Raw genomic sequence first — 16,358 nt, forward strand, 5'->3', positions numbered from 1 at the left:
CAAAGGCGTAGCCCGGATAGAACTCGCAAGTCAGCAGGCGGAAAACAACATGGCTCGCTCTGATACCAAGGCAGCGTCGGCACTGGCGACACCGCTGCTTGAAGCTCGTGGAATAACGAAATCATTTTTCGGCGTCACAGCGCTCGATCATGTCGACTTTGCCCTCGCGAAAGGCGAAATCCACGCTTTGCTTGGCGAAAACGGCGCAGGCAAGTCAACCCTGATCAAGATATTGACCGGCGCTTATCATAATTTTGACGGTGCGATCCTGCTCAAAGGGCAACCGATTGCACCAGCCTCAGTTACCGATGCGCAAAAACTTGGCATTGGCACGGTCTATCAGGAAGTCAATCTTCTCGAAAATCTGACGGTCGCCGAAAACCTTTTCCTCGGTCGCCAGCCAAGCCGGTTCGGCTTTGTCGATCGCCGCCAGATGGAACGGGATTCAAGTGCGCTTCTCGCACGCTACGGCCTGACGATTGATGTCAGTGCGCCGCTTTCAGCCTATTCTGTCGCCATACGCCAGATCATCGCCATTGCCCGCGCAGTCGATCTTTCCGGCAAGGTTCTGGTACTCGATGAACCCACCGCCAGCCTCGACGCACGTGAAGTCGAGATGCTGTTCGGTGTGTTGCGGCAATTGAAAGCCGAAGGCCTCGGCATCATCGTCATCACCCATTTTCTGGATCAGGTCTATGCTATCGCTGATTGTGCCACCGTATTGCGCAACGGACAGCTTGTTGGCAGCCGCAACCTGTCGGAATTGCCGCGCACCGATCTCATTTCCATGATGCTCGGTCATCAGCTGCAAGAGACCGTGCGCCGACAACTCACCGAAGAAATGAACGATGACACGACTGCGCCCATTCGTTTTTCGGATTTTGGCAAAAAGGGTAGCATTGCGCCTTTCGATCTTGCAATCAAACCGGGCGAAGCGGTCGGAATTGCCGGATTGCTCGGTTCTGGGCGCACCGAAACCGCGCTTCTGATGTTCGGCGTCGATCAAGCCGACAGCGGCGGACTGACGGTGGACGGCCAAGACACAAAACTGCCCACACCCGTGGCAGCCATCGCTGAACGCTTTGCATTTTGCCCTGAAGAGCGCAAAACGGATGGCATCATCGGCGATTTTTCTGTGGCGGAGAATATTGCGCTCGCCATACAAGCAAAGCGTGGCTGGTCAAAGCCAATCTCCTCCCGTGAAAAAGATGCCCTCGCCCAGCGCTATATCAAGGCACTCGATATCCGACCGCCTGACCCCAACAAGCCGATCAAATTTTTGTCCGGCGGCAACCAGCAGAAAGCCATTCTGGCGCGCTGGCTCGCAACCGATCCACGCCTGTTGATCCTCGATGAGCCGACGCGCGGCATCGACATCGGCGCACATGCGGAAATTCTGAAGCTGATTGGCGAACTCTGTACTGAAGGCATGTCGCTCGTCATCATTTCTTCGGAGTTTGAAGAACTGGCTGCCGTCGCCAATCGTGTCATCGTGCTTTCCGACCGGCGCCATGTCGCAGAACTTAAAGGCGAAGAAATCACCGCCGACAATATCGTTCGCGCGATTGCCGAGACCGGTCATGTGAGCGAAAAGGAAGCTGCAGCATGATCGCTCGCCTGCTCAAAAAACTCAAAAGACTAGCGCCCCAGCTTGCGGCCCTTACGGTGATTCTTGCCATAAACACAATCATTTCGCCGGGATTTCTGGATATTTCATTTCAAAATGGGCGCCTCTATGGAAGCCTGATCGATATTCTGGTACGCGCAGCGCCTGTTGCCATTCTCGCAATCGGCATGACACTGGTGATCGCCACGCGTGGCATTGATCTATCCGTGGGCGCAGTGATGGCGATAAGCGGCGCCTGCGCCGCTTCACTCGTTGTCTCTGGCTATCCGCTCGCAATTGTCATTCCCGTAGCACTCGGCGTTGGCCTTCTATGTGGGTTGTGGAACGGTTTTCTGGTTGCGGTCTTCGACATTCAACCGATCATCGCGACACTCATTCTGATGGTTGCAGGACGCGGCATTGCTCAGCTCATCACCGAAGGTGCGATCCTCACCTTCAATAGTGATTCTTTCGCGGCGCTTGGTTCAGGCTCGCTGCTTGGTATCCCCATTCCAGTGCTGATCTGGCTACTTGCTGGCATCGTCGTCGGTATCGCAGTGCGTTCAAGTGCACTCGGATTTCTTATCGAGGCAACCGGCATCAATCGCCGCGCAGCCATGCTCGCCGGAGTAAAAGCGCGTTTTCTTCTATTCAGCGTCTATGCTGTTTCAGGTGTCGGTGCGGCACTCGCAGGCTTGATCGCCACTGCTGATATTCGCGGTGCGGATGCCAACAATGCAGGCCTCTGGCTTGAACTCGACGCCATTCTCGCTGTCGTTATTGGCGGCACATCATTGAATGGCGGGCGTTTCTCGATCATGGCCTCGCTGCTTGGCGCGCTCATCATCCAGTCGATCAATACCGGCATTCTGATGGCGGGTTTCCCCCCGGAATTCAACCTGATCATCAAGGCGGGCATCATCATTGTCGTGCTGACATTCCAGTCACCGGCGATTGTCAACCTGATCGCTTTCCTGCGTTCTGAACGCAAAGACAATACCGCCAAAGCGACACATCACAACCAGCAGGGAGCACAATAATGAGAGTGCTTCGCAATCTTCCATTTCTGACCACAGTCGGCATTTTTCTGCTCGCCTATGCGATCTGTGTCATCCAGTTTCCAAACATGCTTTCAACGCGGGTCATTGGAAATCTGCTGACAGATAACGCCTTTCTCGGCATTGCTGCGGTTGGGATGACTTTTGTTATCATCTCCGGTGGGATCGACCTGTCCGTTGGATCGGTTATCGCTTTCACCAGCGTTTTTGTGGCGGTCCTTGTCGGTCAGCTAGGCGTACATCCTCTTGTGGCCTTCGGCCTTGTTCTGGTGCTTGCCGCTCTTTTTGGCGCGTGGATGGGCATGATGATCCATTACCTCGGAATCCCGCCATTCGTGGCAACGCTGGCAGGCATGTTTTTGGCACGCGGCGCGGCCTTCCTCATCTCGACACAATCCGTGCCGATCTCACACCCATTCCTCGATACGCTTCAGGGGCTTTATTTCCGACTTCCAGGCGGCGGCAGACTGACGTTTATCGCAATGGTGATGCTGGCCGTCTTTATCATCGGCGGTATTATCGCGCATCGCACTCGCTTTGGTGCTAATATTTATGCACTTGGCGGCAATCAGCAATCAGCAGAACTGATGGGCGTACCCGTCGGTCGCACAACAATCGGCATCTATACGATGTCCGGTGTGCTTTCGGGTCTCGCTGGCATTGTCTATACGCTCTACACTTCTTCTGGCTATTCGCTGGCAACCGTCGGCGTAGAACTTGATGCCATTGCTTCGGTGGTTATCGGTGGAACACTTCTAACCGGCGGCGCAGGACTTGTGGCGGGCACTTTTGTCGGCATTCTGATCCAAGGTCTGATACAGACCTATATTGTTTTCGACGGCACGCTGTCTTCCTGGTGGACGAAAATCGCAATCGGTATATTGCTGTTCCTGTTCATTGCGCTACAGCGGGGACTTGTCTGGTTTGCGGATTTGAGGCTAGCTCGCCAACGTATGAAGGAGGCCTGAATTGGGATTGCTGGAAACGGCTATAACGGGGCGTAAACGCCATAACAGCCACTCAGTTGTCGTGGGCGAGCTTGGTCGTGGCATCGTGGCAGGTACCATCCCCGAAGGCTCGATCCTGCCGGGCGATAACGAACTCTCGTTGCGTTTTGGCGTTTCCCGCACTGTTCTGCGTGAAGCGATGAAGACCCTTGCCGCAAAACGTCTCATTGAAGCCAAAGCTAAGGTCGGCACCCGCGTTCTAGGTCGCGCAAGCTGGAACTTCTTTGATCCCGATGTGCTGACATGGCGCTTTGAGGCGGGTTTTGATGAAGTCTTTGTCGATCACCTCGCAGAAATGCGTATGGCGCTCGAGCCCGCAGCTGCCGCTGCAGCAGCCGAACGGGCAACGAGCGATGAACTCATTGAACTCTATGCCTTGGCTGCAAAATTCGATGATCCCGCGCATACACCGGAATCGATTGCCAAGGTCGATCTCGAGTTTCATCTGGCCATTGCGCGTATGTCTGGCAACCCATTCATGCGCTCGGTCAGCGGCTTGATCGAAGCAGCGCTCGCCATCTCATTCCAGCTATCCTCACCAGCAACCTCCCCTGAAGGCATCGCGGAATGCGCTGCTAATCATCTGCGTATCGCCCATGCCATCGCATCACGCGATCGTCAGAAAGCTCGTGCCGCAATGGAAAGTGTCATCACTCTTGGCGTCGAGCGCATCCGCGTTGCGATATAATCGGCTTGTTACGAAACCTTCAGATCAAACTTCGGATCGCCGCGTAACGTATTGCTGACGGTGCATATTTCCTCGGCCATCTCCGCAAGACGATGTTTTTCGTCTTCGGTCAGGTCGCCATCAAAATGGAATGTTATATCGAATCGCTCGATGCGCGATGGGCCTTCATGCGCCTTATCACCCTTCACTTCCACCCGAACATCCGTGAGTTTCTCACGCAATTCGAGTTTGGTGGCAGCAATGCGCGCACTCAGCGCCATGCAGGCAGCAACGGATGCATAGATCAGGTCAAGCGGATTAAAACCCGCCTGACTGACGCTCGTTACAAGCTCCACCGTGCCGCCTGTCGGCGTTGTAATCGTTGGAAGCTTGCCATGCGGCATGTCCGCAACTGCACCGGTTTCACGGGTTCTAACCTTCAACTCACTCATGGCTGAACTCTCCTGTATTCGACACCGCGTGCAAGCCAGCAGCCGACACTCACATCTGTTATCGCCTCCCTGTCGTCGCGACGGAAAACAAGTTTCCATTCACCGGGCGACGGCGCATCCAGTGAGCGTTGCACCGGCAACAGCCAGACATCCGCGCCAGCACTATAAAGTGGATACATATCGCTCTTGCCAAGGAAACCTTCGAAAGCACCATAGATCGCGCCACCTTCAGAAACGAGCAAAAGATCGGCATTGAGCTCGTCACTGTGATAGCGGCCAATGATGTCCTGCCTGGCCTCGCCCTCGATGCGATCCATCGTCAGGCAGAGATTTTCGTCTTCACGAGCAAGCGCAATCACATCGCCATCGCGCCGGATCGTTGTCATGGACGAACGCGCTTCGTTCGCGCTCACCACATCCATCATTTCCGGTCCTGTGCCAAAACGTGCCTTCAAGCGACCGCGTCCAGCATCTTCAAGGCTCAGAACGAGGCCTGTGTCCTCACACAACCATAAACCGAACCAGACTGCATCTGCTTCCACGCGCTGCGATTCAGAAGGTGAAACACCCAAAGCGATATTCATCAATTTGAAAGCAACGTCGGAAGCCCCGCCTTCAAAGTTGAACATGGCAATCGTCGATAACCGCTCATCAGCACAATGCCAGCGCTGACAACGCCAACCGCGAAGAGCGCCGCCATGGCCAGTCAGCCTCTTACCACCTGTTTCCTCAAATTTGAGACCGAAGCCATAAGGCGCATTCGCACCATCGATGAATGTTTGCGGCCCACTCAAACGGCGATACAAGCCGGTCTCATCGCGCCGCGTTGCATCGATAAATTGCTCCCAGGCGATCATGTCATCAAGGGACGCGCAGATACCAGCGTCCCCCATCCAGTGAAGGCGATTAGTCGCGGGCAGGAAGCCACGCACAGTATCACCCTCATATCCGGTGCATTCATTGAAGAGTGCTGTATCCGGGATCAATTCGGCTGTCTTCATGCCCGCAGGCTTGAAAATGCGTTCGGACAAAAGTTCGATCAACGTGCGTCCGGTATGGGCTTCGATGAGGTCCGCCAGAATACGGAAATTGCCGTTGCAGTAGGAATAGTGCGAGCCCGGTTCAAAATGCGTGGTTTTCAATCGTCGCAGCAGGCTCTGCGCATGTTCAGGCAAAAACACGGCTTCAGGATCCGCACCGCACAAAACCGTCAGTGCCCAATAATCGCGCAAACCTGACTGGTTGTTGCAAAGATCACGAGTGCTCGGGCGCTCTTCTTCGAACTTGTCGAGATAGGCTGCCAAAGCATCGTCCAGCAATTCCGGTTCACCAACAGCGTCAAGCAACACGCCACAAGTGAATTGCTTGCTGATTGAGCAAATCGGCATCCGCGTTTCTGCGGTCATCACCTGCCGCGTAGCAAGATCGGCAAAGCCCCAAGCGTGTCGCAGAACAACCTCACCATCCTTGACGACGGCAACAACGCCGCCCGGACCTTTGTAATTTTGGGGAATGTGACGAACAAAGGCTTCAAGGGCGGACGTATCAAACTTGGACATGATCGACTCAAGACTCACAAAAAAATCAATGCGTGACAAGAACCATCATTTTACCCGATCTATCAAGGCCATAGCCGCGTGCGGATTATGCGCCTTATGGCCGCTGATGACATAGAGATAGACATCGCGGGCCACATTATCGGGCGTTGGCGGCTTAATTGTTTTAAGACTGTCGGGTACATGTCCTACCGCAATTGCCCTGGCTCGCTCTGCCCAATGATCAAGTGCGGCTTCACTGTAACCGAGCTTCTTGTCTTCCTGCGTACCCATGACGCGCAGATAGGCGAAAGGCGCTGTCATGTCGGCAATTTCGACAAATTTGCTGTCACCCGCAATTACAACCGCCACGCCATATTCCCGCAGCAGTGCAATGAAATCTGGCGAGTTGAAACTGTCGTGACGCACTTCGACAGCATGGCGCAGATCGCGCCCATCGACACGTTTTGGCAGAAGCTTGAGGAAAGCTTCAAAGTCGGCTAAATCGAATTTCTTCGTGCCCATGAACTGCCAGTTTATGACGCCGAGCTTGTCTTTCAGCTCAAGAAGACCGCCAGTTATGAATTTCTCGATGCCCTCGCCTGCTTCAGCCAGAACCCGTCGATTGGTCGAAAAGCGCGGCGCTTTCAATGAGAAGACAAAACCTTCAGGCGTCTCATCATGCCACTTGGCGAAAGTCGTCGGCTTCTGGGGGCCGTAATAGGTGCTGTTGATTTCGATGGAGGTCAGCTTGCTTGAAGCGTATTCGAGCTGGCGCTTTTTGGAGAGCTTTTCCGGATAAAAACTCTGATCCCATTCCTCAAAAGCCCAACCGCCAATACCCACACGGATTTTGCCTGAATTTTTCTGACTCATTTTCTCCATACCTCCCCGACATGAGTTCATGAGCGTTGCTCATCATGTTTAAGCTGTATTCATACCGTCCACTATGCTGTTATCTCTAATGCGTTTGTGAGGAGGAAACAAATGTCAGAAACAAAAGATCCGATCGTTATTGCCAGTGCGGTACGAACACCGATCGGAAGTTTTCAGGGAGCGCTTAAGGGAGAGAGTGCAACAGCCCTGGGCGCTGTTACGATCAAGGAAGCAGTCAGCCGCGCCAAGCTCAACCCGGATCAAATTGACGAAGTGCTTATGGGCTGCGTATTGCCCGCAGGGCTGGGACAGGCACCCGGACGTCAGGCCGCAATTCATTCCGGTCTCCCTCAGACTGTGCCCTGTTCGACCATCAACAAGGTCTGCGGTTCAGGCATGAAGACCGTCATGCTGGGTGCCGATCTCATTTCAGCAGGAAGTGCGGAAGTTGTGGTTGCAGGCGGGATGGAAAGCATGACCAATGCGCCATATCTGCTTGAAAAGGCGCGTGGCGGCTATCGCATGGGCCATGGCAAAATCTACGATCACATGTTCCTCGACGGTCTTGAAGACGCCTATGACAAAGGCCGCGCCATGGGAACATTCGCGGAAGAAACCGCAGACCATTACCAGTTCACGCGTCAGCAGCAGGACGAATTCGCATTACGCTCACTCGCGCGCGCGCTCAAAGCCACCGAGGCAGGCTATTTCGCAAATGAACTGATCGGTGTTGCAGAGCTTGATCGCGATGAGCAGCCAACCCGCGCCAAGCCTGAAAAAATACCAAACCTCAAGCCGGCCTTCCGCGAAGGCGGCACGGTTACAGCTGCCAATTCCTCATCGATTTCAGATGGTGCGGCATCCCTCACCCTGATGCGCCTGTCCAAAGCTGAAAAACTCGGAGCTGAACCGCTCGCCATTATTCGTGGTCACGCAAGCCACGCACAGCAGCCCGCTTTGTTCACCACCGCACCAATTTTTGCGATGAAGAAACTCTTCAACAAAACCGGCTGGAATGCGCGCGAGGTTGATTTGTTTGAAATCAATGAAGCTTTCGCTGTTGTTGTTATGGCTGCAATGCAGGAACTCGACCTTCCCGCCGACAAGGTGAATATCCATGGCGGTGCCTGCGCTATGGGCCATCCGATTGGCTGCTCTGGCGCACGCATCATCGTCACGCTGCTTCACGCCATGAAGCAGAACGATCTTAAGCGTGGCATGGCTTCAGTCTGTATCGGTGGCGGCGAAGCAACTGCCATTGCAGTTGAGACAATCTGAGGGGGCATTATGGATATTGAAGGAAAAATCGCCATCGTCAGCGGTGGTGCATCGGGTCTTGGCGCCGCAACCGCGCGGGCATTGGCTGCCAAAGGCGCAAAAATTGCACTCCTCGACTTCAACATCGATGGTGCCAATACGGTCGCTTCTGAGATTGGCGGCATCGCCATTCAATGCGACGTCTCGGATGCAGCAAGTGCGGAAGCGGCATTTCAGATCATCAGCGAAAAGCTTGGAACACCATATATTCTGGTGAATTGTGCAGGCGTTGCCCCGGCAAAGAAAATGCTGGCTCGCGACGGCAGCGTGATGCCGCTCGATGATTTCCGCCGTGCTGTTGAAATCAACCTCATCGGCTCGTTCAATCTGTTGCGGCTGTTTGCAGATATCGCATCCAAGAATGACGCCCTGCCAACCGGCGAGCGCGGCGTTGTCATCAACACCGCCTCTGTTGCGGCTTTTGACGGTCAGATTGGTCAGACAGCTTATGCTGCATCCAAAGGCGGTGTCGTGGGCCTGACACTACCGGCTGCGCGTGAACTGGCACCGCTTGGCATTAGGGTTTGCGCCATCGCACCCGGTATTTTTGAAACCCCAATGCTCAAAGGCCTGCCGCAACCCGCACAGGATGCGCTTGGGAAGCTGGTTCCTTTCCCCCCACGTCTGGGTCGACCAGACGAATATGCGGCCCTCGCACTGCATATTATCGAAAACAGCATGCTCAACGGCGAAACCATAAGGCTCGATGGTGCGCTGCGTATGCCTCCGAAATAGAGCGCATATGCGCCAAAGTCTTTCAGACATTTTGAGAGTAGGGAAATGCACAAATCCACAACCAACAGCAACATGCGGACCGGCGGTCAGATATTGGTGGATGCGCTCGGCATTCACGGCGTCGACCGCGTTTTCTGCGTGCCCGGCGAAAGCTATCTTGCAGCCCTCGATGCCTTTCACGATGTCAGCGACGAGATTGACCTCATCGTCTGCCGCCAGGAAGGTGGGGCAGCCTATATGGCTGATGCATACGGCAAGCTAACCGGAAAACCCGGCATCTGCTTTGTCACGCGCGGCCCCGGCGCAACCAATGCCTCCGTCGGCGTTCATACAGCCTTTCAGGATTCCACGCCGATGCTTCTGTTCATCGGACAGGTGGCAAGCGATCAGGTGGAACGCGAGGCATTTCAGGAAGTTGATTATCGCCGCATGTTCGGTCAGATGGCCAAATGGGTAGTGCAGATCGATGATGCCGCCCGCATCCCGGAACTAGTCAGCCAAGCTTTCCACCGTGCAGTCAATGGACGCCCCGGTCCTGTCGTCATCGCCCTTCCCGAAGATATGCTGACATCGCACGCAACTGTCAGTGATGCACCGGCTTACAAGCATGTCGAGATGCATCCGGGAAGCGATCAGTTACAGGACATGAGATCGCTTCTCGAAAAAGCCGAGCGGCCATTAATGATCGTTGGTGGCGGTGGTTGGAATGCGCAAGCCGTCCACGACCTGCAAAGATTTGCAGAAAACATGTCCTTGCCGGTAGCTGCGTCTTTCCGCTGTCAGGATATGTTCGACAATACCCACCCGCTCTATGCGGGCGAAATGGGCACATCGATCAGCCCGAAACTCGCCGCCCGCGTCAAAGACTCGGACCTTTTGCTGGTCGTGGGCGCGCGCCTTGGTGAAATGACCACGCAAGGCTATGAGCTGGTCAACATTCCGGTCCCAAAGCAAAAGCTCATCCACGTCCATTCGGGAGCTGAAGAGCTTGGTCGCGTCTATCATGCAGATATTCCGATCAATGCCAGCATGCCCGCTTTCACAAAGGCGGCAGCAAAACTTTCTCCAATCAGCAACCCAGGCTGGAAGTCATGGGCGGAAAGCGCGAATGCCGATTATCGCGACAATCTGAAAACGCCGACAATTCCCGGCACTGTTCAGATGGGTGAGATTATGGAATGGTTGCGCGATCGCCTGCCAAAAGACACCATCATCACCAATGGTGCCGGCAATTATTCGGCATGGCCGCATCGCTTCTTTCAATATCGCAGTTATCGCAGCCAGCTGGCTCCGACCAACGGCTCCATGGGTTATGGCGTGCCGGCAGCAGTTGCGGCCAAGCTGACTGCACCCGAAAGAACCGTTGTCGCATTCGCCGGTGACGGCTGTTTTCTGATGAATGGTCAGGAACTTGCCACCGCCGCGCAGTACGGTGCCAATGCGATTTTCATTGTCGTGAATAACGGCATGTATGGCACGATCCGTATGCATCAGGAACGCACTTATCCGGGTCGCGTTTCAGGCACAGGCCTCGCAAATCCCGACTTTGCAGCGCTTGCCCGCGCCTATGGACTGCACGGCGAAACGGTAGAAAAGACAGCTGACTTTGCAGGCGCATTCCAGCGCTGCGAGCAATCTGGCAAACCAGCTCTCATCGAAATCCGCATCGATCCGGAAGCACTTTCACCCAAAATGACACTGAGCCAAATGCGTGAACAGGGACTGGCAAAACAGCGCTAGCGCATCGGCCCTAAAATCGTAATCGATTTTAGGGCCGATGCGTAGATTCAATAGTTGAGAGCATGTCTCCCAAAAGTGGAGCCGGTTTAACGGTTCTGTTTACTTTCTGCTTCAAATCGGGTTTTCGCTCTCGTGAAAACCCGGCACTCCCTGTTTGATGTCAATTCAGTCAATTTTAATTTTAGAGAATCCCCCTAAAATTGCGATATTTTACCGCGAAGTCACGCGTGAAATCGCCTCAGATCCGAACAATACAACTTTAGTTGAGCCAAATACAATTTAGGGTAGACATTCCCGTGTAAGTCGCAGATAACCCGCCCGGGTTGTAAATGGGAGGATAAAAATGCGAACACTTAATCTATTCATTATTGGCTTTGGCTTCAGCGCACTTGTCATAACCTGCATCTACGCCTTTGGCGGCGGACTGATCTAAACTTACAATCAGGATCCAAGAAGCTCCTCACCCAGAAAGCTTGCTGAGGCCTCGCGCACCGCGCCAAGCATAAAATCGCTGATCACCCTGATACGCGGCGCGGCCATGACATCAACATGGCAACTCATCCAATATTCGCGTTCAAGATGCATTTCTTTAGGTAGTACTGGCACCAGTTCTGAGTGCAGGCTGGCAATATAATAAGGCAGAACACAAAGCCCATAACCCGTCAGCGTCGCTGTCAGCTGCGCGTGAATACTGGAACTTTGATAACTGCAGCGCTGCCCGGGCAATATCTCGCGCATGTAATCGAGACCGGGTGTGAATACCATATCATCGATATAGCCAATGAAAGGATGCCTCGTCAGATCTTCACGTGACTTGATCGGCGGATGAGCGTTCAGATAATCACGGTGTCCATAGATGAACAATCGATATGGTGTAAGTCGTTCACTATGATAGGGGCCGGTACGCGGCATATGCAGTGTAATGGATAATTCTGCCTCACGACGCGAGAGTGACATGATTTGCTGGATCGTGACCACTTCGACTGAAAGGCTGGGATAGGATTGTGCCAGCACCGGCAGACGGTCGGCCAAAAAGAAGTTACCGAAGCCCTCAAGTGTGGAAAGCCGCACCACGCCCGAGAGCGCAGAAAGATTGCCGGTCGCCTCTGTTCGGAATTTCATGGCCTCACGTTCCATGACCTCCGCCGACTCGACAAGCCGCTCACCGACGGGCGTCAAAAGATAGCCACGCGGGTTTCTCTCAAAGAGTTTGGTCGCCAGCGACTGCTCCAGTCGATCAATCCGGCGCAGAACCGTGACATGGCTTGTCCGCAATTGTCTGGCCGCTGTCGAAAGCTGACCTGTCCGCGCAACGGCCAGAAAATATTGCAGGTCATCCCAGGTAAATTGGCGCAACTGTCCCTCTCTGACTCTGTCTGTGCATTTTCGTACAGACTGTGTTCAAAAATTGTTGTTCGTGTACGCATTTGTCAATGCTACCGTCCTAATTAATTGCCCGAGCGGAGGAACAGATCGGGCAGAGGCAGAGGGAGAAACGGCTTAGAGGAAAGCCATCGACCCGATCCGAAAGGCCTATTTACTGGAGGTTACCGCTCGATTTCTCGTGGCGGTTTATGGACTTATTGGGAGGAGTACTGAATGAAACGTTTCGCACTTGCAACGGCAGCACTTTTTGCAGCAACTGCAATTTCATCTGCAGCAGGAATATCGGACGGTAAAGTCAAGATCGGCATTCTGAACGATCAATCCGGCGTCTATGCCGACTTCGGCGGTAAGTGGTCGTTTGAGGCTGCAAAAATGGCTGCAGAAGATTTCGGCGGCAAGGTGCTCGATGCACCGATTGAGATCATTACTGCCGACCATCAGAACAAGCCTGACGTGGCTTCGAACATTGCGCGTCAATGGTATGACACAGAGCAGGTTGATTCCATCATGGAACTGACCAGTTCTTCTGTCGGTCTGGCAGTGCAGGCTCTCTCTAAAGACAAGAAAAAAATCACCATCAATACTGGTGCAGCTACATCGGAGCTGACCGGCAAGCAATGCTCGCCTTATGGCTTCCATTGGGCTTATGATACCCATGCCCTTGCTGTTGGCACTGGTGGTTCGCTCGTCGAACAGGGCGGTGACACCTGGTACTTCCTGACCGCTGACTATGCTTTCGGCTATTCGTTGGAAGAACAGACTTCGAAATTCGTCGAATCAAAAGGCGGTAAAGTTCTCGGCTCCGTTCGTCATCCTTTGAGCACGACCGATTATTCATCCTTCTTGCTGCAGGCGCAGTCTTCAGGTGCCAAAGTTGTCGGCCTTGCCAATGCCGGTCTTGATACATCCAACGCCATCAAACAGGCCGCTGAGTTTGGTATCGTGGCAGGTGGCCAGCGTCTTGCAGCATTGCTCTTCACGCTTTCCGAAGTGCATGGCCTTGGCCTTGAAGCTGCACAGGGCCTGACGCTGACGGAAGGTTTCTACTGGGATCGCGACGATGAATCGCGCGAATTCGGCAAACGTTTCTTCGAACGTACGGGTCGCATGCCGAACATGGTTCAGGCAGGCACATATTCCGCCGTCACACAGTATCTGAAGGCGATCAAGGAAGCCGGAACCGACGAAACCGAAGCAGTTGCCAAGAAGCTGCATGAAATGCCGGTCGAGGATGTCTTTGCCCGTCACGGCAAGGTCGGCGCTAACGGGCGCATGATCTATGACATGTATCTGATGGAAGTAAAAAAGCCTGACGAGAGCAAAGCGCCTTGGGATTACTACAAAGTGCTGGCCACCATCCCGGGCGATCAGGCCTACATGAAGCCCGAAGAAAGCGGCTGCCCATTGGTCACGCAGTGACGCCAAAACCCTTAGAGCACCGTGCGCCCTGTCAGGCGCACGGAGATCGCTCTAAGTGTTTAAATTTTCTGCATAATTTTACGTTTAACTGCTTCAAGTTTAAGAAATTATGCAGTCACGTCTTGGTATAAAAGGCTGATTGAATGAACGCTGCAACTGGCAATATGGCGGCCCTGCATCAAGCAGGACCGATGGACGGGGCAAAGCGAAGCCAAGTGGTTCTGTCGGCGCGTGGGCTCGGCAAATCATTTGGCGGCTTTCATGCGGTAAAGAATGTCGATCTTGATGTGGATCATGCGCGGGTTCATGCGCTGATCGGCCCTAACGGCGCAGGTAAGACGACGGTTTTCAACCTGCTTACAAAATTTCTCCCGTCGACAAGCGGCGAGATCACACTGCTTGGCGAGAATATCACCAAAACTGATCCGGCCAAGGTCGCACGCATGGGGTTGGTGCGCTCATTTCAGATTTCGGCCACCTTCCCCCATCTGACAGTGCTGGAAAACGTGAAGGTCGCCCTGCAACGCCCCAGCGGTCTTGCGACGCAGTTTTGGCGTTCGTTGTCCGCACTCGATCAGCTTGACACAAAAGCGATTGAGCTTCTGGAGCGCGTCGGTCTGGCTGATGCCCGCCATGCGCTCGCTGCGGATCTGTCTTATGGCCGCAAGCGTGCGCTTGAAATTGCCACCACACTGGCGCTCGATCCAAAAGTGCTGCTCCTTGATGAGCCGTTGGCTGGCATGGGGCACGAGGACGTGCACATCATCGCCGCCCTCATCACCGATGTGGCCAAAGACCGTGCTGTGCTGATGGTCGAACACAATCTCAAAGTGGTGGCCGATATCGCTCATCACGTCACGGTGCTGCAACGCGGCGAAATCCTCGCCTCCGGCAGCTATGCCGACGTCTCAAAGGACGAGCGCGTACGCACCGCTTATATGGGAACCGAACATGAATAGAGGCCAACCCTTACTATCCGTGCGCGGGCTTAATGCCTGGTATGGCGAAAGCCATGCCCTGCACGGCGTCGACCTCGACATCTGGCCCGGCGAAACAATCACGCTGATTGGCCGCAATGGCGTCGGCAAGACCACAACCCTGCGCGCCATTATGGGTATCATTCGCAAGCGTACCGGTTCCATCACACTTGACGGCAAAGATCTTCTGCGTGTGCCATTGCATCGCATTGCCCAGTCGGGCCTTGGCTTCGTGCCGGAAGAACGCGGGATCTTTGCAACGCTCAACGTGCATGAAAATCTGCTGCTTCCACCGGTTGTTGCCAAAGGTGGTGGGGCAATGTCGCTCGATGAGATTTACGAACTCTTCCCCAATCTCTACGAGCGCCGCAACAGCCCCGGCACCAAACTTTCGGGTGGCGAACAGCAGATGCTGGCCATTGCCCGTATCCTGCGCACCGGGGTCAAGGTGCTACTGCTTGACGAACCGACTGAGGGCCTTGCGCCCGTCATTATCCAGCGTATCGGCGATGTGTTGGTAGAGCTGAAGAAGCGCGGCATGACCGTGCTTCTGGTCGAACAGAACTTCCGCTTTGCAGCCAAAGTCGCTGATCGCTTCTATCTGATGGATCATGGCGTGGTAACGGAAAACTTCCCAACCACTGAGCTACCTGCCCGCATGGCGGAGCTGAACGAAGCATTGGGGGTCTGAAACAATGACAATGATTTTCGGCATCCCTTTGCAGGCGCTTCTCGGGCAGTTGCTCGTCGGCCTGATCAATGGTTCTTTCTATGCCATGTTGAGCCTTGGCCTTGCCATCATCTTCGGCCTTCTGCGCATCATCAATTTTGCCCATGGTGCACAATATATGCTCGGTGCTTTTGTCGGCTATCTGCTGTTGAGCACGCTCGGCATCGGCTATTGGCCAGCCCTTATTCTGGCTCCGCTGATCGTAGGCCTCGGCGGCGCGATCATCGAACGCGTAGCGCTTTCGAGGTTGTATAATCTCGATCCGCTTTATGGCCTGCTCTTCACATTCGGTCTGGCACTCGTGATCGAGGGCACATTCCGCTATTATTATGGCGCCGCCGGTCAGCCATATGCCGTCCCGCCATCGCTTGCAGGTGGCAGCAATCTCGGTTTCATGTTCCTGCCCAACTATCGCGCCTGGGTCGTCGTCGCCTCCCTCATTGTCTGCATCGGGACATGGTTGCTGATCGAGAAGACCAAGCTTGGCGCTTACTTGCGTGCCGCTACTGAAAATCCGACCCTTGTGAAAGCCTTCGGCATCAATGTGCCGTTGCTCCTCACCTTCACCTATGCTCTGGGTGCAGCTCTTGCAGGTTTTGCCGGTATTCTTGCAGCGCCCATCTATCAGGTCAGCCCACTGATGGGGTCCAACATCATCATCGTAGTCTTTGCCGTGGTCGTGGTCGGCGGCATGGGGTCGATTCTGGGCGCTATCATCACCGGCTATGTGCTCGGACTGGCGGAAGGCCTGACCAAGGTCTTCTATCCGGAGGCTTCCAGCATCGTTATCTTCGTCATCATGGCTATCGTCCTTCTGGTGCGACCCGCCGGACTGTTCGGGAAGGAGGCCTGA

Annotated in this window: 15 protein-coding genes; 11 read left to right on the plus strand and 4 right to left on the minus strand. The window is 54.3% G+C overall.

Going from position 1 to position 16,358, the window contains the following annotated elements; genetic code table 11:
* The first annotated feature begins 49 nt into the window (after positions 1-49).
* The 4 genes from CEV33_RS09110 to CEV33_RS09125 are packed head-to-tail and all read left to right on the plus strand — an operon-like array spanning position 50 to position 4,359.
* Complete coding sequence (locus CEV33_RS09110) at positions 50-1,609, plus strand: sugar ABC transporter ATP-binding protein (RefSeq protein WP_094540170.1); 1,560 nt, start codon at positions 50-52, stop codon at positions 1,607-1,609.
* Complete coding sequence (locus CEV33_RS09115; protein WP_094540171.1) at positions 1,606-2,646, plus strand: ABC transporter permease; 1,041 nt, start codon at positions 1,606-1,608, stop codon at positions 2,644-2,646. The genes CEV33_RS09110 and CEV33_RS09115 overlap by 4 nt, the downstream gene beginning before the upstream one ends.
* Entirely contained in the window at positions 2,646-3,632 is a 987-nt protein-coding gene (gene yjfF, locus CEV33_RS09120) for a galactofuranose ABC transporter, permease protein YjfF (protein WP_024899309.1), read from the plus strand. The genes CEV33_RS09115 and yjfF overlap by 1 nt, the downstream gene beginning before the upstream one ends.
* A 1-nt stretch (position 3,633) precedes the next feature.
* Positions 3,634-4,359, plus strand: coding sequence for a FadR/GntR family transcriptional regulator (locus tag CEV33_RS09125; protein ID WP_094540172.1), 726 nt, complete (start codon positions 3,634-3,636; stop codon positions 4,357-4,359).
* Between the two features lie 8 nt (positions 4,360-4,367).
* Here the strand turns inward: CEV33_RS09125 and CEV33_RS09130 are convergent, their stop codons facing one another.
* The 3 genes from CEV33_RS09130 to CEV33_RS09140 are packed head-to-tail and all read right to left on the minus strand — an operon-like array spanning position 4,368 to position 7,201.
* Complete coding sequence (locus CEV33_RS09130) at positions 4,368-4,790, minus strand: OsmC family protein (RefSeq protein ID WP_024899307.1); 423 nt, start codon at positions 4,788-4,790, stop codon at positions 4,368-4,370.
* On the minus strand, positions 4,787-6,349 hold the full coding sequence (locus CEV33_RS09135) for a D-aminopeptidase (RefSeq protein WP_094540173.1): 1,563 nt from the start codon (positions 6,347-6,349) through the stop codon (positions 4,787-4,789). Before CEV33_RS09135 ends, CEV33_RS09130 begins: the two co-directional genes overlap by 4 nt.
* 45 nt (positions 6,350-6,394) lie before the next feature.
* On the minus strand, positions 6,395-7,201 hold the full coding sequence (locus tag CEV33_RS09140) for a DUF72 domain-containing protein (protein ID WP_094540174.1): 807 nt from the start codon (positions 7,199-7,201) through the stop codon (positions 6,395-6,397).
* A gap of 111 nt (positions 7,202-7,312) precedes the next feature.
* Here CEV33_RS09140 and CEV33_RS09145 point away from each other — a divergent pair, with 111 nt between their 5' ends.
* Genes CEV33_RS09145 through CEV33_RS09155 form a run of 3 tightly spaced genes read left to right on the plus strand, consistent with a single transcriptional unit; the run spans position 7,313 to position 10,993 of the window.
* On the plus strand, positions 7,313-8,479 hold the full coding sequence (locus tag CEV33_RS09145; protein WP_094540175.1) for an acetyl-CoA C-acyltransferase: 1,167 nt from the start codon (positions 7,313-7,315) through the stop codon (positions 8,477-8,479).
* A gap of 9 nt (positions 8,480-8,488) precedes the next feature.
* The gene (locus CEV33_RS09150; RefSeq protein WP_094540176.1) at positions 8,489-9,253 is read left to right on the plus strand and encodes an SDR family NAD(P)-dependent oxidoreductase; all 765 of its coding nucleotides are present in this window, start codon (positions 8,489-8,491) and stop codon (positions 9,251-9,253) included.
* Between the two features lie 45 nt (positions 9,254-9,298).
* Complete coding sequence (locus CEV33_RS09155) at positions 9,299-10,993, plus strand: thiamine pyrophosphate-binding protein (protein WP_094540177.1); 1,695 nt, start codon at positions 9,299-9,301, stop codon at positions 10,991-10,993.
* A gap of 441 nt (positions 10,994-11,434) precedes the next feature.
* On the opposite strand, the gene CEV33_RS09160 is transcribed toward CEV33_RS09155, so the two are convergent.
* Positions 11,435-12,349 (minus strand): LysR family transcriptional regulator, encoded by a 915-nt coding sequence (locus tag CEV33_RS09160; RefSeq protein ID WP_094540178.1) that lies wholly within the window; start codon positions 12,347-12,349, stop codon positions 11,435-11,437.
* A 243-nt stretch (positions 12,350-12,592) separates the two neighbouring features.
* Here CEV33_RS09160 and CEV33_RS09165 point away from each other — a divergent pair, with 243 nt between their 5' ends.
* The 4 genes from CEV33_RS09165 to CEV33_RS09180 all read left to right on the plus strand — a co-directional run bounded on the left by CEV33_RS09165 (position 12,593) and on the right by CEV33_RS09180 (position 16,358).
* The gene (locus tag CEV33_RS09165) at positions 12,593-13,798 is read left to right on the plus strand and encodes an ABC transporter substrate-binding protein (RefSeq protein ID WP_094540179.1); all 1,206 of its coding nucleotides are present in this window, start codon (positions 12,593-12,595) and stop codon (positions 13,796-13,798) included.
* Positions 13,799-13,941: 143 nt separating this feature from the next.
* Positions 13,942-14,757 carry an ABC transporter ATP-binding protein gene (locus tag CEV33_RS09170; RefSeq protein ID WP_167388139.1) on the plus strand — a complete coding sequence of 272 codons (816 nt, stop codon included), beginning with the start codon at positions 13,942-13,944 and terminating at the stop codon, positions 14,755-14,757.
* Positions 14,750-15,466 (plus strand): ABC transporter ATP-binding protein, encoded by a 717-nt coding sequence (locus tag CEV33_RS09175; RefSeq protein ID WP_094540180.1) that lies wholly within the window; start codon positions 14,750-14,752, stop codon positions 15,464-15,466. Before CEV33_RS09170 ends, CEV33_RS09175 begins: the two co-directional genes overlap by 8 nt.
* 4 nt (positions 15,467-15,470) lie before the next feature.
* The gene (locus CEV33_RS09180) at positions 15,471-16,358 is read left to right on the plus strand and encodes a branched-chain amino acid ABC transporter permease (protein ID WP_024899297.1); all 888 of its coding nucleotides are present in this window, start codon (positions 15,471-15,473) and stop codon (positions 16,356-16,358) included.

The sequence above is a fragment of the Brucella grignonensis genome, from assembly GCF_002252505.1.
GTDB lineage: Bacteria > Pseudomonadota > Alphaproteobacteria > Rhizobiales > Rhizobiaceae > Brucella > Brucella grignonensis.